This is a genomic window from Vibrio sp. VPAP30 (assembly GCF_001188205.1).
Classification (GTDB): domain Bacteria; phylum Pseudomonadota; class Gammaproteobacteria; order Enterobacterales; family Vibrionaceae; genus Vibrio; species Vibrio bivalvicida.
In genome coordinates, this window is sequence record NZ_LBLS01000025.1 from 37,618 (window position 1) to 57,356 (window position 19,739).

The following is a 19,739-nucleotide window of genomic DNA, read 5'->3' on the forward strand; positions in this document are numbered from 1 at the left end:
TGGTGGTCCTTTTTTGTTTTCGATATTTTAATTATTTTTCAAATGCTTGGGATGTCATCCTCAAGAGGGAGGAACGACTGAGTTGGGGATCTCTAAAAGCACATTGAATATTTTTTAAGTCGGATCCCTTGAAACTATTTTGCTTTAGCCACATATCTATTGTTGAAGAGGGAAGCTGTCTTGCTCAAGAGAGAAGAAACAGAACCTCTGGATTCGCTGATAAGATATCGCTCATGAGAGGATAACCTTAGAGGCACACATTGAACTGATTTATTACTACGTCCCAGCGTTATAAGAACCCGAGGAGTAGAAAATAAATCCCTTAGCCGGCAAAGATCTCAACAAGATAGATCCGCGCAAACTCACGACTAAGACTATTGCTTACTATGAGGATAGCATTATGAGAACTGTAGATTTCACTCCACTTTACCGCAACGCAATTGGCTTCGATCGTCTATTTAACATGATGGAAGCAAACACTGCGAAAAACTCTTCTGGCGGTTACCCTCCATACAACATTGAGCAGCAGGACGAGAATCATTACCGTATTACAATGGCAGTGGCAGGTTTCGCTGAAGAGCAGTTAGATCTGACTCAGAAAGAGAACATGCTAATTGTTAAAGGTGAGCGTAAAACAGAAGAAGAGAAGCAATACGTATATCAAGGTATCGCAGAGCGCGATTTCGAGCGTAAATTCCAACTTGCTGACTATGTTAAAGTCGTTGGTGCAAGCATGGAAAACGGTCTACTGCATATTGACCTAGAGCGTGAGATTCCGGAAGCAATGCAACCACGTAAAATTGCAATCAATGGCAGCAAGCTAATCGAAGGTTAATGGACTATCTCAAAACTGAGAGTAAAGAGTGAAAGAGCGCATATTGGCGCTCTTTTTTATTGTATTCTAATCTGTAAGACAGTACTTTTTGCATCGTAAAAAGATAAACTCGGAAAATAGAATGAAAAAATTATTATTATCGGCGTTAGTTGTTGTTGTCTCTGGCTGTTCTAGTATCGTTGCCCCGCTTGCTACTGATTACACTGCAACAAATGGTGAAAAGATCCGTATTGCTTATGCAAACCCTGAAAAATCAGCCAACTGTGAGATGAAAGGCCAGTCTGCTTACAATCCTAATTCGCAAAGTATTATGGGAATTGTCTCTTTAGGTGATAGCGAAATGGATGCCGAGCACAAAATTAACTCAACATTTGGTGAAGAAGCGGCAGCACTAGGTGCTAACTATGTAAACCGCGGCTTTGGCGGTTCTTCTACATACGGTGGTGTATATCAGCGCTCTTCTACTGTAGAAGCGACTTATTTCTTGTGCGAGCAAATTCCTGCTCTATAAATACAAACAGCCCAAAGCTTTACCTTTGGGCTGCTTTAGTCTTGCCATGCTTAATCTTGTTGATAGGCTCGCTCGACTTCCTCTGCGATAATTGCGATACCTTTCTGCATCATTTCATCATCTTGAACATAGTTCATACGTAAGCACTGATGAGCATGTTCCCAGTCATCTTCTTGGCCAATAAAGAAGTACTCGCCAGGGACAATCAGCACTCCTCGTGCTTTTAGGCGCTGGTACAGTTCCATAGTGGTGATCGGCAGCTCATCAAACCAAAGCCAAAGGAAAATAGCACCTTCAGGTTTGTGAATACGAAAACGTGAGTCAGTAATGGCGGTTTGCAATAGTTCTACTGCTCGTTGTGATTTCTGTTTGTAGAAAGGTTTGATCACTTCTGAGCTCAGCTTTAACAAATCACCTTTGCCAATAATGTGGTTGGCGATAGCTGGACCTAAACTGCCAGGAGCAAGGCTGATAATGCCGTTCATATTGGTCATTGCCTGCGTGACTTCTTCACTAGCAATGACAATGCCACAACGTACACCCGGCAAGCCGAGCTTTGACAGGCTCATACAGAGTATGGTGTTTTCATTCCAGAACGGCTCAACATCTTCAAAAATAATATTTGGAAACGGTAAACCGTAAGCGTTATCAATGATCAGCGGGATGTCGTTTTCGCGCGCTAGTTTATCCAATTTATGGATCTCTTCGTCGGTCAACACATTGCCTGTCGGGTTGGTAGGACGGGATGCACAGATTGCGGCGACAGAGTCATCTACCTTTAGCTGCTCAAAATCGACATGGTACTTAAATAGGCCATTATCGAGCATCTCTATTTCAGGATGATAAGAGACAAAAATATCTTCATCGATGCCAGCATCACCATAACCGATATATTCTGGTGCCAGTGGCAGTAAGATTTTTTTGTGTAAACCATCAGGCTGTTTGCCGGCTAAAAGGTTAAATAGGTAGAAAAAGCCGCTTTGACTGCCGTTAGTCAAGCTGATGTTCTTTTCTGTGATATTCCAGCCATAAGTATCTTTGAGTAGTTTTGCTAGCGCTTTTACAAATGCATCTTTTCCTTGCGGCCCATCGTAATTGGCCATAGCAGCAACCAGCTCTCCGCTCCCTAACAGTTCTTCGCTGGTGAGTCGAAAGTAATCGAGCATGGCAGGAATAGCGGCAGGGTTTCCCCCACCGAGCATGATGGCACCCGGTGTGCGTAGACCATCATTTAAATCATCCATTAACTGGGTAATACCTGAATACTGATTGAACTTTTCACCAAATTTAGAAAACTGCATTACTTTTTGTACCTAATTCATTGTTGTCATTGCTTTAGTCTTTAAACAGCTAGTGCGTGGCTAGCCAATAGAGTAATCCTTGAACATACCTTAATGATAATAGGACGAAAAGCACTAAATCAGTGCATTGGTAAAGAAAAGCCCAACTCCGAGGAGTTGGGCTTTAATACTCTTAGCTAAAGTAAGGGCTTAAAATCATAATTTTAAGCGTTACTTTTGTAGTAGAGAAATATCGGCAATTTGTAGGAACAGGTTACGCAGGTTGTTTAGTAGCGTTAGACGGTTCTTCTTCAGAGCTTCGTCATCAGCCATCACCATTACGTTATCAAAGAAGGCATCTACAGGTTCACGTAGATCAGCTAGTTTGCTTAGGGCTTGTTGATAGTTGCCGGTCGCGAATGCTGGCTCTAGCGCTTCAGTCATAACTTCAACACTTTCAGCCAGGGCTTTTTCTGCGTCTTCTTGCAGCAGTGCTAGATTGATCTCGTCAGCAAGCTCGCCGTCGAATTTCGCTAGGATGTTACCTACACGCTTATTTGCTGCGGCTAGGGCTTCTGCGGCTTCTAGTTCACGGAAATGCGATACCGCTTTAACGCGTTGGTCAAAGTCAGCGGGCTTGGTCGGGCGACGTGCTAGTACCGCTTGGATAATATCCACGCTGAAGCCTTCGTCTTTGTACCATGCATTGAAACGACCTAGCATGAAGTCGATAACGTCCTGCTCTACGTTGTCGTTAGTTAGTTTAGTACCAAATTGCACCTTGGCTTCACGAATAAGATCAACAAGATCTAAGTTGTAGCCGTTCTCAACGATGATGCGTAGTACACCTAGAGATGCACGGCGAAGTGCGAATGGGTCAGAACCCTTAGGTGCTTGGCCAATACCAAAGATACCAACGATAGTATCTAGTTTATCTGCCATAGCAACTGCAGATGAGATACCAGTGCTTGGTAGTTCGTCACCTGCGAAACGAGGCATGTACTGCTCGTACAGTGCTAGGGCTACTTGCTTGTCTTCACCATCGTGAGTTGCGTAGTGCATACCCATGACACCTTGAGTATCGGTAAATTCGAATACCATAGAGGTCATTAGGTCACATTTAGCCAGTAGGCCTGCACGAGTCGCTTTCTCTACGTCAGCATCAATCTGCTTAGCAATGTAACCAGATAGAGCGGTAATGCGGTCAGTCTTATCTTTGATTGTGCCAAGTTGCTTTTGGAAGATAGCCTGCTCTAGTTCTGGCAGGCGGTCGATAAGAGGGCGCTTACGGTCAGTGTTAAAGAAGAATTCTGCATCTGCTAGACGTGGGCGTACCACCTTCTCGTTACCTTCGATGACGTGGCGAGGCTCTTTCGATTCAATGTTTGATACGAAGATGAAGTTAGGTAGAAGCTTCTTGTTTTCGTCATACACTGGGAAGTACTTCTGGTCACCTTTCATGGTGTAAACCAGTGCTTCAGAAGGAACCTTCAGAAACTCTTCTTCGAACTTCGCAGTCAGAACAACTGGCCATTCAACTAGAGACGTTACTTCTTCCACTAGGTCGTCTTCTAGGTCCGCTGTACCACCAACTGCTGCTGCTGCTTTTTGCGAGTCAGCAAGGATGATTGCTTTACGCGCTTCGTAATCTGCCATTACTTTACCGCGTTCTTCTAGGATCGCTGGGTATTGCTCGGCAGACTCGATAGTGAACTCTTGCTCACCCATGAAGCGGTGACCACGGATAGTGCGATCTGATGCTACGCCTAAGATCTCACCTTCGATAAGGTCAGAGCCCATTAGCATAGTCAGTGTTTTAACTGGGCGAATGAACTGAGTCGTTTTGTTGCCCCAACGCATTGGTTTAGCGATAGGTAGGTTACCCAGTGCTTTTGCTGCAAGCTCAACAACGATTTCAGACGTTGCTTGGCCTTTGACTTCTTGTTTGAACAATAGCCATTCGCCTTTGTCTGTTACTAGGCGATCAGCTTGCTCAACAGTAATGCCATTACCACGAGCCCAGCCTTGTGCTGCTTTGGTTGCACTGCCGTCAGCATCGAATGCTACAGAAACCGCAGGACCGCGCTTCTCTACTACTTTGTCTGCTTGGCCTTCAGCTAGCGCTGAAACTTTAAGTGCGAGGCGACGAGGCGCTGCGTACCATTTAATACCTTCGTGGCTAAGGTTTGCACCTTTTAGCTCAGCTTCGAAGTTTGCCGCGAACGCTTCAGCTAGAGTGCGAAGCTGCGTTGGTGGTAGCTCTTCAGTACCCAGTTCAATTAGAAATTCTTTAGCCATGATTACTTCTCCTCGCTCTTCTTACACATAGGGAAGCCAAGAGCTTCACGTGACGCGTAGTACGCTTGTGCAACTGATTTAGTCAGGTTGCGGATACGAAGGATGTAACGCTGGCGCTCTGTCACAGAGATAGCTTTGCGCGCATCAAGAATGTTGAATGCGTGACCCGCTTTAAGAATGCGCTCGTAAGCTGGAAGCGGTAGAGGCTTCTCTAGCTCAAGTAGCTCTTTACACTCTTTCTCGCACTGGTCGAAGAAAGTGAATAGGAAATCTACGTCAGCGTGCTCGAAGTTGTAGGTTGATTGTTCCACTTCGTTTTGGTGGAAGATATCACCGTAAGTCACGTTGCTGCCGTCTGGTGCTACGTTCCATACAAGGTCGTAAACGGAGTCTACTTCTTGGATGTACATCGCTAGACGCTCGATACCGTAAGTGATCTCACCAGTTACTGGCTTACACTCAAGGCCACCGACTTGCTGGAAGTAAGTGAACTGCGTCACTTCCATGCCGTTTAGCCATACCTCCCAGCCTAGACCCCATGCGCCTAGCGTTGGGTTTTCCCAGTTGTCTTCTACGAAACGAATATCGTGTACTAGCGGGTCGATACCAAGAACTTCAAGTGAGCCTAGGTACAACTCCTGAATATTATCTGGAGATGGCTTTAGAGCTACTTGGAACTGATAGTAGTGCTGCAGACGGTTCGGGTTTTCACCGTAACGGCCATCAGTCGGACGACGTGAAGGTTGAACGTAAGCTGTCGACATTGGCTCTGGGCCAAGTGCACGTAGACATGTCATTGGGTGAGAGGTGCCAGCACCTACTTCCATATCTAAAGGCTGTACAATGGTACAACCGTTTTGTGCCCAGTAATCCTGCAGCGCGAGGATCATTCCCTGGAAGGTTTTGATATCGTATTTTTGCATAGTAATTCGCGCGATTCTTGTGTCTAAAATTGAGAAAAAATAACAATCAAGTATACCCAGATATTTAGCATGGGAGTAGAGCTAATCTTGATTAATTCCTAGGCAAAATTCTCCTTTAATGGAATTTTAGTGGCTTATTCGTCCAAATTTTCCTAAAAGGGAGTTATTTGCAGTTTATTGCTTGAGAAACCGCAGTTAGATGGTTAGAATTCCGCCGTCTTTGGGGAGTAGCTTACTTAACTATCAACACTGGGAAGTTAGGTTCGTCCGTCAACATAATTGATGCAAAATCATCATGGCGTTCGAGATGGGTATTGACCACTTTAATCACAACAATGTCGATCCATTTAGCAAGACCTTAGACAAATCATCATGAACCGGGGTGGGGCGTGAGGTTTGTCTTTGGTTAAAATTATAATCCCTACCCCAGAAGAGCATGTCGTGAGCGTTTTAGCTATCTCTATCACTACCGTTGCATTGGCGGAAATTGGTGATAAAACTCAACTTTTATCCCTGCTTTTAGCCAGTCGATACCGCAAGCCGATACCCATCATCATAGCCATATTCTTAGCGACGATTGCTAATCATGCCTTAGCTGCGTGGTTCGGCGTAGTAGTGGCAGACTACCTTTCACCAGAGATTCTCAGGTGGGTGCTGGTGGTAAGCTTTATCGCCATGGCTGGCTGGGTATTGATTCCTGACAAGCTCGATGACGATGAGCAGATTTCTAATCGCGGTCCGTTTGTGGCGAGCTTTATTGCTTTCTTTATTGCTGAGATCGGAGATAAAACTCAAATCGCGACCTCAATTCTTGGCGCGCAATACCCAGACGCCCTTACTTGGGTCATATTCGGTACAACCATTGGAATGTTGCTTGCTAATGTACCTGTGGTGCTGATTGGTAAATTGTCCGCTGATAAGATGCCGCTTGACTTGATTCGAAAAATCACAGCATTGCTGTTTATTGCTTTGGCAACAGCGGCGGCTGTCTTTGACTAAATGGTCGAAACTTGGTGTTAAATATCAATAACTAGCACTAAAAAGATCCAGTTCAAACTCTGACTAAAATTCGCTCTGAGTCGTGATCATTGCCATATAAGTGTCATACTTGTCATGGTACTTTAATCATGTGAATGATAGCGAGAGGGCAAGGTTATGCTTACACGTTATATGGGGATGACCCCAAAAAGTCAGAGTTACTTGTTCACCTTTGGATTAGCGCTGTGTTTACTGGCAATGGTTTTGACCGATATGTGGTTACCGATAGTGGCAGGTTCGTTTATTTTGACGGGATTGACCGTTGAAGCATGGATTCGCGTTGAGCATATTATTCCAATGCATGAGGAAATGCGTGCGATGCAAAAACAGCTCAGTAAACTCCAATCTGAAGTCCGTACTTTAGAATACGATGAATAAATTAACGGCAGCCTTTGTGGCTGCCGTCTTCTTTTCTGTTGTGGCGTTTTAAGCCATCCCTTTCTTAATCAAATACTGATATGGCAACTGCTCGGTTTGTGAGCCAATCAGTTGATGATCCATAAAGCGACAAAAGCTTGGGATATCACGAGTGGTCGATGGGTCGTCGGCTTTGACTAACAGCACTTCTCCATCTTGCATGGTACGAATTGTCTTCCTGACCATCATCACTGGCTCTGGGCAGCGTAATCCTTCTGCCTCTAATACCTTGGTTGCCTGCTGCGGATTGAATGTCATGGTCGTATCTTTGGTTGCTCAATTTGGCCTAGATAATACTAGTGAAGAAAAAATATTCAATAACCCCTTGGCAAAGCGATCATTTTGTTTTAACTTAGTTAACAACTTGGTAACATTTAAGCAAGGGAGCAAGTATGTTGACAGCGTTAGATCGTCTGACCATCTATTCAGTGCTGTGCTTTATCTCTTTTTGCGCACTTGTTTTACGTTCACCAGCAGAATCGTCGTCGTTTATGCCTCTACTCGGCATGGGGGCGACGGTGGTAGGGATTTGGCTTGAGATGCATCGCTGGCCGAGTGCATCTGAAGAACACGAAAACGATTTGTAGTGCTTCCAACTACGCTTCGTTTTTATCACTACGCTCAACTACATTCCGACACTATCCCCAGTTTTCTTGGGCTTCCCCGCTGAAAGGCGGGATTTTTTTTGCCTGAAAAAGGTACAATGAGACTATGCCCATCTAAAGTGCGTGGTTAAAGCGTGGAATTAGAAGATATTTATCGTCGAGATCTTAATCTGTTAGTCGCATTACGCGTACTGATCGAAGAGTGCAGTGTCAGCAAAGCAGCTAAGCGCTTAAATCTCAGTCAATCTGCTATGAGCCGTGTTCTTGGTCGGTTACGAGACATGTTGGGTGACCCGTTATTCACACGCCAAGGTCAGCATTTGATTCCAACTGAAAAAGCACTCGAAATTGATTGTTGTTTAGGTGAGCCGCTAGAGTCACTGCGTCAGTTATTATCACCTATCGAGTTTGAGCCGCACTGTTGCGACCAGACGTTCAATATCGCCACCACCGATTACGCAATGCAAACTATTTTGCCGTTTGCTCTACCGCGTATTTACCAAGAAGCCCCTAATGTGTCGTTCAACTTTTTGCCACTTCAGCATGACAGATTAGCGGATCAACTCACCTCTGAAGGTGCAGATCTGGCGATCTGCCGGCCAATTGGTCCTGTAGAGCCATTACGCAGCGAAATCTTGGGGCGTGTTGGGGTGTTGTGCCTACTATCAAAGCAGCACCCACTGGCAGACAAAGAGCTTAGTTTACAGGACTATCTGAACTACCCTCACGCGATGATCGCCATCAGTGATGGCGTTAAGGCCTTAATCGAAGGGGCACTAGTTGATCAACCTAAGCGCAAGATGGTACTGCGTGCATACCATCTAGAGGCTGCGTTAGCGATTGTCGATACCATGCCTCTGATCATTACGGTTCCGGCAGACTTGGCTTACTTGGTGGCCGAACGTTATGACTTAGTGATTAAACCGCTGCCTTTCCAATTTACCCCGTTTGATTACTCGATGATTTGGCATCCACGCTGTGAGCATTCGCCTGCTCAAGAGTGGTTACGCGGAATAGTAAAGGAAGAATGCAGTCGCTTGATTGCCAAGCGTATTGAAGATATTGGTTTGGATTGATCAAAAGAATTAGAAATGTCATTGCGGAATTGAGGAACGAAATGTCCGGAATCTCTCGCGTTTAGAGATTCCTTACTCGTTCGTTCCTCACTCTAAGGAATGGCACTGTGTCGTTAAGCGATTAAAGTTTGATAACTACTCGGCCTGTTACTTGACCGTTAGTGATGTCTTGCGCGTATTTTGGCGCTTCAGCCAACTCTACTTCAGTACATGCTTGCTCAAAGTAGCTATCTGGCAGTAGCTCTACCAGTTTCTCCCACGCGGCGATGCGTTTTTCGGTTGGGCAAGAGACTGAATCAATACCTTGTAGGCGAACGTTACGCAGAATGAATGGCATCACTGTGGTTGGTAGGTCAAAACCACCAGCAAGGCCACACGCAGCAACCGCACTGTTGTAATCCATTTGAGCGAGTACTTTCGCTAGCACTTTGCTGCCTACGGTATCTACCGCGCCAGCCCAAACTTGTTTCTCTAGTGGGCGTGCCGGTTGTTCAAATTCAACTCGGTCGATGATGCGGCTAGCACCAAGCTTTTCGAGTAGTGGGCCATTTTGTTCAATACGACCCGTTAGCGCAGCCACTTTATAGCCAAGCTCGGCAAGAAGCGTTACTGCTACAGAGCCAACACCGCCACTTGCACCAGTAACAAGAATTTCGCCATCTTCAGGTTTAATCCCTGCATCAAGTAGTGCTTGGACACATAGCATACCTGTGAAGCCTGCCGTACCAACCATCATGGCTTTCTTGCTGTCTAGCCCTTGTGGTAGTGGAACGAGCCAGTCAGCTTTAAGGCGTGCGCGCTGAGCCATACCACCCCAATGGTTTTCACCGACACCCCAACCAGTCAGGACAACCTTGTCACCGGCTTGGTAACGATCGTCTTCAGAGCTAACCACAGTGCCTGCTAGGTCGATACCTGGAACCATAGGAAAGTTGCGAATGATTTTGCCTTTACCTGTGATTGCTAAACCATCTTTATAGTTTAGTGATGAATAATCAACATCAATCAGTACGTCGCCTTCAGGCAGTTGTGCTTCGTCGATCTGCTCGATAGAAGCAATAGTACGTTTTTCTTCTTGGTTTAGAATCAGTGCGTTGAACATAAGTGGTCTCCACAAATAAGAGCGGCAATTTAAAAACTGGCTATGAGTGTAGATCCAAATTGGATATGACAAAAATGAAACTTTAGCATTGTATCTATGCGCATCACGCATTTTGACTAAAGTATAAGCAAGGGAGATAGATTGAGGGTTACAAATAACAAAAGCCCTTAATCGAGAGGATTAAGGGCTTGGGTATTTGGATTAAGAAAGGAAGAATTTGTACGACGGGTTGTCGGTTTCATCCTTACACTGGTAACCCAGTTCGCGTAGGTGAGCGGAGAAGCGGGACAAATCTGATTCATCTAGCTCAAAGCCACACAGCACGCGGCCGTAATCCGCGCCATGGTTACGGTAGTTGAACAGGCTGATGTTCCAGTGTGTTCCCAGTGTGCTCAAGAACTTAAGCAGTGCTCCAGGGTATTCTGGGAACTCAAAGCTGTACAAACGTTCTTTAAGTGGCTTAGAGGGTTTGCCACCAATCATGTAGCGCACGTGCAGCTTAGCCATTTCATCGTCAGAAAGATCGACCACAGGGTAGCCACCATCACGCAAGTCATGAATGATGTTCTCCAGCTCTTCTTGACCACCTTGCAAACGTACACCGACAAAGATATTGGCTAATGCGTCATCGCTATAACGGTAGTTAAACTCAGTTACTGCTCGGCCACCAATCAGATTACAGAACTCAAAGAACGCCCCTTGTCGCTCTGGAATGGTGACGGCCAGTAGACCTTCACGCTTCTCACCCAGTTCACAGCGTTCCGAAACATAACGTAGCCCGTGGAAGTTAGTGTTGGCACCAGAAAGAACCGTCGCTAGGTTTTTATCTTTCAGTCCATTTTGCTCGGCAAATTTCTTCAAGCCCGCTAAAGCCAGCGCACCGGAAGGTTCGGCAATGGCGCGAGTGTCTTCAAAAATATCTTTTACCGCAGCGCAGATTTCATCGCTTGAGACCGAAATATGGCCATCAATGTATTTCTGACATAAGCGGAACGTCTCTTCACCAATTCGTTTCACCGCCACACCATCGGCGAACATGCTCACCTGATCCAGAACGACTGGTTCTCCGGCATCCAATGCTGCTTTTAAACAAGCGGAGTCTTCAGGCTCTACCGCAATAACTTTAATTTCAGGCATCAGTTGTTTGACTAACACTGCAACTCCAGCCGCTAGACCACCGCCACCAACAGGAACAAAGATGTAATCAAGATGGCCATTTTGCTGCAACATCTCCATACCGATGGTGCCTTGCCCCGCAATCACCAGCGGGTGATCAAATGGTGGGACAAAGGTATAGCCGTGTTCAACAGACAGGCGCTCAGCTTCTGCCTTCGCTTCGTCAAAGTTACTACCATGCAATACAACGTTGCCACCAAACCCACGAACTGCTTCGACTTTGATGTCTGGAGTAGTTTTAGGCATTACTATGGTGGTCTTGATGTCCAGTTTAGTACCTGATAGCGCCATACCTTGAGCGTGGTTACCCGCAGAGGCCGCAATAACCCCCGCTGCTTTTTGCTCATCACTTAGGCTTGCGACCATGTTGTAAGCACCGCGCAATTTAAACGAGTGAACCGGTTGGCGGTCTTCACGTTTGATCTGCACATTATTACCAATACGTGCCGCAAGGCGAGGCATTTCCTGAAGTGGTGTTACTGTTGCCACTTCATAGACTGGAGCTCTTAATATCTGGCGCAGATAATCTGCGCCAGTTTGGTTGGTCAGAGTCATAAGCTAGTCCTCTAGCTTAGATTTATCTCGTACTGCACCTTTGTCAGCACTGGTTGCCATACTTGCGTACGCTTTAAGTGCAAATGAAACTTCACGTTGACGGTCAACTGGTTTCCAGCCTAACTCGTCTTGTTTTGCACGGCGCTCAGCAAGTTCCTGTTCTGAAACTTGTAAAGAAATGGAACGGTTTGGAATATCAATCGCGATCATGTCGCCCTGTTTAACCAAGCCGATTGCACCGCCGTTAGCTGCCTCTGGAGAAGCGTGGCCAATTGAAAGCCCCGATGTACCACCAGAGAAACGACCGTCAGTCAGTAGCGCACACTCTTTACCTAGACCCATAGATTTTAAGTAAGTGGTTGGGTAGAGCATTTCTTGCATGCCCGGACCACCTTTAGGACCTTCGTAACGGATAATAACCACATCACCTGCTTTGACTTTACCGCCCAAGATGCCTTCAACCGCATCTTCTTGGCTTTCAAATACTACGGCAGGGCCTGTGAACTTAAGGATGCTTTCATCGACGCCCGCAGTCTTAACAATACAGCCATCTAGCGCGATGTTGCCCGACAGTACCGCTAGGCCACCCTCTTGGCTAAAGGCGTTATCTTTAGTTCGAATACAACCCTCGACACGGTCGTCATCAAGGCGGTCCCAGCGACAATCTTGCGAGAAGGCTTTAGTGGTGCGAATTCCTGCAGGGCCTGCGCGGAAGAACTTGAGTACGTCTTCATCTTCAGTTTGAATGATGTCGTATTTGGCGAGCTGCTCCTCCATCGAAACACCAAGCACAGTGCGGGCATCATTGTGTAGTAGGCCTGCACGATCCAGTTCACCAAGAATCGCCATTACACCGCCCGCGCGATGCACGTCTTCCATGTGGTACTTCGGAGTTGAAGGGGCTACCTTACATAGGTGTGGAACTTGGCGAGATAGGCGATCAATGTCATCCATATCGAAATCAATGTCGCCTTCTTGCGCTGCGGCGAGTAGGTGCAAAATGGTGTTGGTTGAACCACCCATTGCGATATCCAGTGCCATGGCGTTTTCGAACGCATCGAAAGTAGCAATATTACGTGGCAGAGCCGATTCATCATCTTGCTCGTAGTAACGACGCGTCAGTTCAACGATACGCTTACCAGCATTGATGAATAGCTCTTCGCGGTCGGCGTGTGTTGCCAGCATTGAACCATTACCTGGTTGAGACAGACCCAGCGCTTCGGTTAGACAATTCATTGAGTTGGCTGTGAACATACCAGAGCAAGAGCCACAAGTAGGACATGCGCTGCGCTCAATCTGCTCGCTTTGCTCATCGGATACTTTCGGGTCAGCACCTTGGATCATTGCATCAACAAGGTCGAGTTTGATCAGTTGGTCAGAAAGCTTGGTTTTACCCGCTTCCATTGGGCCACCAGAAACGAAGATTACCGGAATGTTGAGGCGCATTGACGCCATTAGCATTCCCGGGGTGATTTTGTCACAGTTTGAGATACACACCATAGCATCGGCACAGTGTGCGTTAACCATGTACTCGACTGAGTCGGCAATCAGTTCGCGTGATGGCAATGAATAAAGCATACCGCCGTGCCCCATCGCGATTCCATCATCTACTGCGATGGTGTTGAACTCTTTAGCGATACCGCCTGCTTTTTCAATTTCACCTGCAACCAACTGACCCATGTCTTTTAGGTGTACGTGGCCTGGTACAAATTGAGTAAACGAGTTTACTACGGCAATGATTGGCTTACCGAAGTCTTCATCTTTAACGCCCGTGGCACGCCATAAGGCGCGTGCACCGGCCATATTGCGTCCGTGTGTTGTGGTTGCTGATCTATATTTTGGCATTGTGTTACTTCCTATATTTGCCGGTGCTTTTTAAGCTTTGTCTGCGTCTTGTGGGTAAACGTAATCTAGCCAACCCCATTTATCTTCTGTGGTGCCATTAAATAGGCCGAAGTAAGCTTCTTGGAGCTCTTTGGTGATTGGGCCACGTTTGCCGCTGCCGACTTCAATCTTATCGATAGTTGCAACAGGAACGACCTCTGCTGCAGTACCTGTCATAAAGACTTCGTCTGCTAGGTAAAGCGCTTCACGCGCAATGTTGGCTTCACGCACTTCATAACCGCGATCGCGAGCGATAGTCATGATTGAATCGCGAGTGATGCCCGGAAGAATTGCGCTTGTTGCTGGTGGAGTGGTAATTACACCATCTTTAATCACGAAAATGTTTTCGCCAGCACCTTCAGATAGGTAGCCATCAACACTGAGTGCAATACCTTCATCGTAGCCGTGACGACGAGCTTCACCACCAACAAGTAGTGACGATAGGTAGTTACCACCTGCCTTTGCGGCTGTAGGGATAGTGTTTGGTGCCGCGCGATTCCAGCTTGAGATCATCGCATCAACACCTTTCTCTAGTGCTTCTTCACCTAGGTAAGAGCCCCAAGGGAAAGCCGCGATGATTAGATCCATCTCAGTGCCAACCGGTGGGCACACACCTAAGCCAACGTTACCGATAAAGCCCAGTGGACGGATATAAGCGCTATCGAGTTTGTTTTGACGCAGCGTTTCGCGTGTCGCTTCCATGATTTCCTCAACAGTATAAGGAATTGGGAAACGGTAAATCTTTGCTGAATCTTTAAGGCGTTTTGCGTGCTCTGGATGGCGGAAGACAATTGGTCCTTTTGGTGTGTTGTAGCAGCGTACACCTTCAAATACAGAAGTTCCGTAGTGCATTGCATGCGTCAAAACATGCACGTTTGCCTCTGCCCAAGGAACCAATTTACCGTTAAACCAAATGTAGTCTGCTGTTTTTGTAGCCATTATTGTCTTCCTTATGCACAAATTTTTTGTTGTAGGTTGTTATTAGGGAGTTCGTCACTTGCAATCTGCGTGACCTCAACAGTGCGCACGTCCCAAAGCTTCTCTATTTGGTTGGTGAGAAATGAAATAGGGCGATCACTGTCAACGATGATTTCAACGCTGGCGATTTTGCTTGCGTGGTTTTGTGTCCCAGCGACTTGCTTAACCGTAAATCCACGATGACGTACTACGCGAAGAACACGTTCCAACAGTACTGGCTTGTCGTCCGCTTTGATGTCGATTAGATATCTTTCCATGTTAGGTATTCTCCAGCATGTCACTGTTTGATGCACCAGGTGGTACAAGCGGCCATACGTTTTCTTCTTCGTCGATTAGAACATGAAGCAAGTATGATGTTTTACTTTCTAGCATTTCTTTAAGAGCTGGCTCAACTTCTTCTTTCTTGGTGATCGTTTTTCCAGGGATATCAAAGGCTTTAGCTAACATTACAAAATCAGGGTTGTCATCAAGGATGGTTTCACTATGGCGACCATCAAAGAAAAGTGATTGCCATTGGCGAACCATGCCTAAACGTTGGTTGTTAAGTAGCACCACTTTCACCGGAATTTGACGGCGCTTCAGCGTACCTAGCTCTTGGATGTTCATCATAAATGAACCATCACCTGTGATAAGAATAGACTGATCATCAGGTCGAGCAACCGCAGCACCCATTGCAGCAGGTAGACCAAAGCCCATCGTACCTAGGCCAGCAGAGGTAATGAAGTTTTGTGGTTCGCGTGGCTGAATGTGCTGAGCTGCCCACATTTGGTGTTGACCAACATCGGTAGAAACAATCGAAGTGTCGGGCATAAGATCAGATAGCTGCTTAAGTAGACCAGGAGCATAGATAAGATCGCCCGGGTGGTCGTAACGCCATTTGAATCCGCTGCGCAGACTCTCACTGTGTTTAACCCAAGGTGTAATATCTTGGGTTAGCTCTAACTGAGGAAGAACGGTGGGGATTTCCCCGCGAACAGGTGCATTAGCTTGGCGAAGTTTGTGAATCTCAGCAGCGTCGATATCAATATGGATTACCTTAGCGTTTGGCGCGAAGGTGTCGAGTTTGCCTGTTACTCGGTCATCAAAACGCGCACCAACAGCAATCAGCAAATCACATTCTTGGACAACTAGGTTAGCGGCTTTAGTGCCGTGCATGCCGAGCATACCTAGATAGTGAGCGTCATGACGTTCAATAGTACCTAGGCCTTTAAGGGTACTTACTGAAGGCATCGGATTTAAACGTAAGAATTCTCTAACCGAATCAGTTGCGTGACCAAGCTGTACTCCGCCACCGACATAAAGCACTGGGCGGGTGCTTTGAGAAAGCAGCTCTTGAGCCTTAGCGATATCATCTTGGTTTGCAACTGGCATTGCTGGCGGTGAAACCGGAGGAAGAAGATTTACAGGAGCTTGTCCAAGCTGCACATCTTTTGCGATATCAACAATAACAGGACCTGGGCGACCTGCTTTTGCGACTTCAAATGCTTCGGCTAGGGTTGGTGCCAGTTCATTGATATCTGTAACTAGATAACTGTGCTTAGTACAGGCTAGCGACATACCGATGACATCGATCTCTTGGAAAGCGTCAGTCCCGATGTGAGAACTTGCGACCTGGCCTGTGATTGCAACTAGCGGGACAGAGTCCATAAAGGCATCTGCTAGACCCGTTACTAAATTGGTTGCTCCAGGGCCCGAGGTTGCCATACAAACGGCGACGTCTTGAGTTGAGCGAGCCATACCTATCGCCGCCATTGCAGCGCCTTGCTCATGTCGACATAGAATGTGCTCGACGCCACCATCATAGAGGGCATCGTAAATTGGCATGATGGCACCGCCTGGGTAACCAAATACAGTTTTAATTCCTTGCTGCTTAAGGGCAGCAACGACTAACTCGGCACCTGTCATTGTGAGCCCCCTTTACGCATATTCTTATCTTGTGTTGTGTTGCACGTCATGTGCGCTCCCATTCTTCCTACGGCTCTTGTTTTCTGAGCTTTATTTAATGTCTGCCAATTTTTCAGCGTGCTAATTGTAAAAAACCCCCGGACTTTTCAGTGCGGGGGTTTTTTTGAATCTGTGGTTATTTTTCGCCCACTCTACCCCGCGCGGTGTCAATAATGACCACGATAATCAGGACAATCAGTGCGTTAGTGCGGGCGTTAAAATTCATTGTTATTTCTTTAGTTATTTATGCCGAATAGGGCACGAAAATGTTTGCGTCTCTAGTGGTAACATACAATTCCGCTGCATGACAAGCAAAAAGTCATTCTTTTTTCACATTCTTTCAGCATCTTGCCACGCTATATAACAACCTTGATAACAAAATAGATGAACTATCAGGGGGATAAATAATGTACAAGCAAATAGTGAGCCTAGTATGGGTTTAGCCATCATTCATAGCCGAGCCTGTGTCGGGGTCGAAGCACCTGAAGTTACGGTTGAAGTGCATATTAGTAACGGCATGCCGGGATTCACTTTGGTTGGACTACCCGAAACCACGGTAAAAGAGTCACGCGATAGGGTGCGTAGTGCCATCATCAACTCACGTTTTGAATTTCCAGCTAAACGTATCACGGTCAACCTCGCCCCGGCTGATTTGCCAAAAGAAGGTGGCCGCTTCGACCTACCTATCGCATTGGGCATTTTGGCAGCTTCTGAGCAAATTCCTGTTAATGAACTTAGCGATCAGGAGTTTGTAGGAGAGCTTGCGTTGTCGGGTGAGTTAAGAAGGGTAAAAGGGGTGTTACCAGCAGCATTGGCGGCTAATCGTGCCCAGCGTAGCCTAGTGGTGCCTCACCATAACGGTGATCAGGCCGCTTTAGTGGGCGCCGAGAGACACAAATCAGCGCAAAGTCTACTCGAAGTATGTGCTGATTTATGTGGTCAGAACAAACTTTCACTCCATCAGACAGCGCAAGTGAGTGCAGAGCCGAGTAGCCTGCGGGATCTGCAAGACATTATTGGTCAGCAACAAGGCAAGCGGGCGTTGGAGATTGCAGCGGCGGGCAATCACAACCTGCTTTTTCTTGGTCCTCCTGGTACTGGCAAAACCATGCTTGCGTCGCGTTTGTGCGACTTATTGCCTGATATGTCGGATAGCGAGGCTCTAGAATCTGCCTCGGTGGCCTCGCTCACTCAACAAGAAATCAATGCCCACAACTGGAAGCAGCGTCCTTTTCGCGCCCCGCATCATTCAAGTTCAATGGCAGCTTTAGTTGGCGGCGGTTCAATACCAAGACCGGGGGAGATCTCACTGGCTCACAATGGGTTATTGTTTCTTGATGAAATGCCCGAATTTGAACGCAAAGTGTTAGATTCACTGCGAGAACCGCTAGAGTCAGGGGAGATCATTATCTCCCGCGCGCAAGGTAAGACTCGTTTTCCTGCAAGGTTTCAATTGGTTGGCGCGCTTAATCCAAGCCCAACAGGTTATTATGAAGGCAACCAATCGCGAGCCAATCCGCAAACTATTCTGCGTTATTTAAGCCGTTTATCTGGTCCATTACTTGATCGTTTTGATATGTCGCTGGAAATCCCTGCGTTACCAAAGGGGACATTAGCTGAAGGTGGTGAAAGGGGAGAGTCTAGCCAGATTGTGCGTAAGAGAGTGCTAGTGGCAAGAGAGAAAATGCTGTCACGGGCGAGTAAAGTTAATGCTTTGCTCGGCAGTCGAGAAATAGAACGTTATTGTCCACTGCATAAGCAAGATGCTCAATTTTTGGAAACCGCATTGCATCGATTAGGTCTATCGATTCGTGCTTACCACCGGATCATTAAGGTTGCGCGTACTATTGCTGACTTAGAGGGGGCAAGCCATATTGAACGTAATCATATTGCGGAAGCATTAGGTTATCGCGCCATGGATAGATTGCTGCGCCAGTTGACCGCGCAGGCAGTATAAAAATAGCCCGCATATTGCGGGCTAGTGAAATTAGAACTTGTAGTTAACACCTACCGAGAAAATCATCTGATCTTCGTCGTAAAAATCGATGTTTGAGTCGCTCTGACTATAGCCAGCAAACGAGATTAATGACCAGTTTTGCCAGCCCATAAACTGTTGATACTCGTATGCGGCGAATAAGCTAAAATCGTCATCTTCACGAACCTTGCTGTAGATAGGGTGTGAAGCATCATAGCTTTTACTGGTGTAGCCTGCAGTAAGTGCGAATTGATGATGATTGATGACTTTAAATAGCGAAAGCTCGCCGCCCCAAGAGGTGAGAGAGTTAGCATCGCCGTCGGCATCAGTTTTAATGTAAGTGAGGGATGGAACTAAGAAGGTAGCGCGATCGAGGTGCAGCTTATAATCACCTTTTACATAAATCGATGTAGCATCTCGTTCGAGTAAGCCTGCTGACGATACATAATCAGAGTCTAATCCAGAGCGCTCATTCTCGATATCTTTTGCCGCGTATGCGGTATCTAGACTAAATCCAGAGTTAGCTATATTGCTAAATTTGACACGATAAGCATTACCTTTTTCGTCGGTGACGCTACGCGCAGAGTTAGTTTGGAATGGATCAGCCCAGGTCTCACCCGACATAATGGTCGGTAGGAAAGAGGCATCAATCACTGTTCCATTGGCCAGTTGTTGCTTATAACCTATTTCTAACGCTAATGTACCGACAGCAATATCTTCACGCGATGTACCAACATAGAACTGTTTGTCGAGTTGGCTACCGAAGGTGTAGGCAAGGCTACCTAAAGGAAACACCATAACATTACTATCACTCTCACCTTTTTGGCTGTTGTCGCTAATGGTGGCGTTGGCGTCGGTATTAAAGTTCGACGTCGTTGAGGTATAACCTGAGCTTAGTGAAATCTCACCGCTGAGCCCTGCTGAATCAGAGAGTTGTGCCATAGCAGGCGTTGTGCTCAATACAGCAAAAGCGATAAGGGTTTGTTTTGGTGTCATTATGTGTTCTCCATGGTGTAAACCTAGTGACTGATTGCCTTTAGGTCGAAGAGCGAGTAAACAACTCTGACCATAGTTAGATTAGTTTCAAACTTTCCAATGGCTTGTATAATTACACGCTGTCTTATTATTCATAAATGAATGTT

Annotated in this window: 18 protein-coding genes; 7 read left to right on the top strand and 11 right to left on the bottom strand. The window is 46.4% G+C overall.

Going from position 1 to position 19,739, the window contains the following annotated elements:
- The first annotated feature begins 400 nt into the window (after window positions 1–400).
- Window positions 401–835, top strand: coding sequence for an Hsp20 family protein (locus tag ZX61_RS10290; RefSeq protein ID WP_049844539.1), 435 nt, complete (start codon window positions 401–403; stop codon window positions 833–835).
- Window positions 836–956: 121 nt separating this feature from the next.
- The gene (locus tag ZX61_RS10295; protein ID WP_049844540.1) at window positions 957–1,346 is read left to right on the top strand and encodes a hypothetical protein; all 390 of its coding nucleotides are present in this window, start codon (window positions 957–959) and stop codon (window positions 1,344–1,346) included.
- Window positions 1,347–1,396: 50 nt separating this feature from the next.
- Here the strand turns inward: ZX61_RS10295 and ZX61_RS10300 are convergent, their stop codons facing one another.
- The 3 genes from ZX61_RS10300 to glyQ all read right to left on the bottom strand — a co-directional run bounded on the left by ZX61_RS10300 (window position 1,397) and on the right by glyQ (window position 5,847).
- The gene (locus tag ZX61_RS10300) at window positions 1,397–2,647 is read right to left on the bottom strand and encodes a valine--pyruvate transaminase (protein ID WP_049844541.1); all 1,251 of its coding nucleotides are present in this window, start codon (window positions 2,645–2,647) and stop codon (window positions 1,397–1,399) included.
- Window positions 2,648–2,857: 210 nt separating this feature from the next.
- On the bottom strand, window positions 2,858–4,924 hold the full coding sequence (glyS, locus tag ZX61_RS10305) for a glycine--tRNA ligase subunit beta (RefSeq protein ID WP_049844542.1): 2,067 nt from the start codon (window positions 4,922–4,924) through the stop codon (window positions 2,858–2,860).
- 2 nt (window positions 4,925–4,926) lie between these two features.
- Window positions 4,927–5,847: a glycine--tRNA ligase subunit alpha gene (gene glyQ, locus ZX61_RS10310; protein WP_049844543.1), complete on the bottom strand. Its 921-nt coding sequence runs from the start codon at window positions 5,845–5,847 to the stop codon at window positions 4,927–4,929.
- A gap of 441 nt (window positions 5,848–6,288) precedes the next feature.
- On the opposite strand from glyQ, the gene ZX61_RS10315 reads away from it, so the two are divergent.
- Both ZX61_RS10315 and ZX61_RS10320 read left to right on the top strand, forming a co-directional pair.
- Window positions 6,289–6,846, top strand: a complete 558-nt coding sequence (locus ZX61_RS10315; protein ID WP_049844544.1) for a TMEM165/GDT1 family protein — start codon at window positions 6,289–6,291, stop codon at window positions 6,844–6,846.
- A 156-nt stretch (window positions 6,847–7,002) separates the two neighbouring features.
- On the top strand, window positions 7,003–7,263 hold the full coding sequence (locus ZX61_RS10320) for a hypothetical protein (protein WP_049844545.1): 261 nt from the start codon (window positions 7,003–7,005) through the stop codon (window positions 7,261–7,263).
- Between the two features lie 48 nt (window positions 7,264–7,311).
- On the opposite strand, the gene tusA is transcribed toward ZX61_RS10320, so the two are convergent.
- Window positions 7,312–7,560: a sulfurtransferase TusA gene (tusA, locus tag ZX61_RS10325; RefSeq protein ID WP_049844546.1), complete on the bottom strand. Its 249-nt coding sequence runs from the start codon at window positions 7,558–7,560 to the stop codon at window positions 7,312–7,314.
- A gap of 134 nt (window positions 7,561–7,694) precedes the next feature.
- Here tusA and ZX61_RS10330 point away from each other — a divergent pair, with 134 nt between their 5' ends.
- Both ZX61_RS10330 and ZX61_RS10335 read left to right on the top strand, forming a co-directional pair.
- Entirely contained in the window at window positions 7,695–7,889 is a 195-nt protein-coding gene (locus tag ZX61_RS10330) for a hypothetical protein (RefSeq protein ID WP_049844547.1), read from the top strand.
- A 152-nt stretch (window positions 7,890–8,041) separates the two neighbouring features.
- Window positions 8,042–8,983, top strand: a complete 942-nt coding sequence (locus ZX61_RS10335; RefSeq protein ID WP_049844548.1) for a LysR family transcriptional regulator — start codon at window positions 8,042–8,044, stop codon at window positions 8,981–8,983.
- 121 nt (window positions 8,984–9,104) lie between these two features.
- On the opposite strand, the gene acuI is transcribed toward ZX61_RS10335, so the two are convergent.
- From acuI to ilvG, 6 genes are all read right to left on the bottom strand, one after another.
- Window positions 9,105–10,085: an acrylyl-CoA reductase (NADPH) gene (gene acuI / locus ZX61_RS10340; protein ID WP_049844549.1), complete on the bottom strand. Its 981-nt coding sequence runs from the start codon at window positions 10,083–10,085 to the stop codon at window positions 9,105–9,107.
- A gap of 201 nt (window positions 10,086–10,286) precedes the next feature.
- Window positions 10,287–11,816, bottom strand: coding sequence for a threonine ammonia-lyase, biosynthetic (gene ilvA / locus ZX61_RS10345; RefSeq protein ID WP_049844550.1), 1,530 nt, complete (start codon window positions 11,814–11,816; stop codon window positions 10,287–10,289).
- A gap of 3 nt (window positions 11,817–11,819) precedes the next feature.
- On the bottom strand, window positions 11,820–13,661 hold the full coding sequence (gene ilvD / locus ZX61_RS10350) for a dihydroxy-acid dehydratase (RefSeq protein WP_049844551.1): 1,842 nt from the start codon (window positions 13,659–13,661) through the stop codon (window positions 11,820–11,822).
- A 30-nt stretch (window positions 13,662–13,691) separates the two neighbouring features.
- Window positions 13,692–14,639, bottom strand: coding sequence for a branched-chain-amino-acid transaminase (gene ilvE, locus ZX61_RS10355; protein WP_049844552.1), 948 nt, complete (start codon window positions 14,637–14,639; stop codon window positions 13,692–13,694).
- A gap of 11 nt (window positions 14,640–14,650) precedes the next feature.
- The gene (gene ilvM, locus ZX61_RS10360) at window positions 14,651–14,935 is read right to left on the bottom strand and encodes an acetolactate synthase 2 small subunit (protein ID WP_049844553.1); all 285 of its coding nucleotides are present in this window, start codon (window positions 14,933–14,935) and stop codon (window positions 14,651–14,653) included.
- Window position 14,936: 1 nt separating this feature from the next.
- Window positions 14,937–16,583: an acetolactate synthase 2 catalytic subunit gene (gene ilvG / locus ZX61_RS10365; RefSeq protein WP_049844554.1), complete on the bottom strand. Its 1,647-nt coding sequence runs from the start codon at window positions 16,581–16,583 to the stop codon at window positions 14,937–14,939.
- 472 nt (window positions 16,584–17,055) lie between these two features.
- On the opposite strand from ilvG, the gene ZX61_RS10370 reads away from it, so the two are divergent.
- The gene (locus tag ZX61_RS10370) at window positions 17,056–18,579 is read left to right on the top strand and encodes a YifB family Mg chelatase-like AAA ATPase (protein WP_049844555.1); all 1,524 of its coding nucleotides are present in this window, start codon (window positions 17,056–17,058) and stop codon (window positions 18,577–18,579) included.
- Between the two features lie 30 nt (window positions 18,580–18,609).
- Here the strand turns inward: ZX61_RS10370 and ZX61_RS10375 are convergent, their stop codons facing one another.
- Window positions 18,610–19,593 (bottom strand): DUF2860 domain-containing protein, encoded by a 984-nt coding sequence (locus ZX61_RS10375; RefSeq protein ID WP_049844556.1) that lies wholly within the window; start codon window positions 19,591–19,593, stop codon window positions 18,610–18,612.
- Window positions 19,594–19,739 lie beyond the last annotated feature (146 nt).

Coding starts and splice junctions, on each gene's coding strand:
- ZX61_RS10290 (WP_049844539.1), top strand. CDS start 401: ATGAGAACTGTAGATTTCACTCCACTTTACCGCAACGCAATTGGCTTC.
- ZX61_RS10295 (WP_049844540.1), top strand. CDS start 957: ATGAAAAAATTATTATTATCGGCGTTAGTTGTTGTTGTCTCTGGCTGT.
- ZX61_RS10300 (WP_049844541.1), bottom strand. CDS start 2,647: ATGCAGTTTTCTAAATTTGGTGAAAAGTTCAATCAGTATTCAGGTATT.
- glyS (WP_049844542.1), bottom strand. CDS start 4,924: ATGGCTAAAGAATTTCTAATTGAACTGGGTACTGAAGAGCTACCACCA.
- glyQ (WP_049844543.1), bottom strand. CDS start 5,847: ATGCAAAAATACGATATCAAAACCTTCCAGGGAATGATCCTCGCGCTG.
- ZX61_RS10320 (WP_049844545.1), top strand. CDS start 7,003: ATGCTTACACGTTATATGGGGATGACCCCAAAAAGTCAGAGTTACTTG.
- tusA (WP_049844546.1), bottom strand. CDS start 7,560: ATGACATTCAATCCGCAGCAGGCAACCAAGGTATTAGAGGCAGAAGGA.
- ZX61_RS10330 (WP_049844547.1), top strand. CDS start 7,695: ATGTTGACAGCGTTAGATCGTCTGACCATCTATTCAGTGCTGTGCTTT.
- acuI (WP_049844549.1), bottom strand. CDS start 10,085: ATGTTCAACGCACTGATTCTAAACCAAGAAGAAAAACGTACTATTGCT.
- ilvA (WP_049844550.1), bottom strand. CDS start 11,816: ATGACTCTGACCAACCAAACTGGCGCAGATTATCTGCGCCAGATATTA.
- ilvD (WP_049844551.1), bottom strand. CDS start 13,661: ATGCCAAAATATAGATCAGCAACCACAACACACGGACGCAATATGGCC.
- ilvE (WP_049844552.1), bottom strand. CDS start 14,639: ATGGCTACAAAAACAGCAGACTACATTTGGTTTAACGGTAAATTGGTT.
- ilvM (WP_049844553.1), bottom strand. CDS start 14,935: ATGGAAAGATATCTAATCGACATCAAAGCGGACGACAAGCCAGTACTG.
- ilvG (WP_049844554.1), bottom strand. CDS start 16,583: ATGACAGGTGCCGAGTTAGTCGTTGCTGCCCTTAAGCAGCAAGGAATT.
- ZX61_RS10370 (WP_049844555.1), top strand. CDS start 17,056: ATGGGTTTAGCCATCATTCATAGCCGAGCCTGTGTCGGGGTCGAAGCA.
- ZX61_RS10375 (WP_049844556.1), bottom strand. CDS start 19,593: ATGACACCAAAACAAACCCTTATCGCTTTTGCTGTATTGAGCACAACG.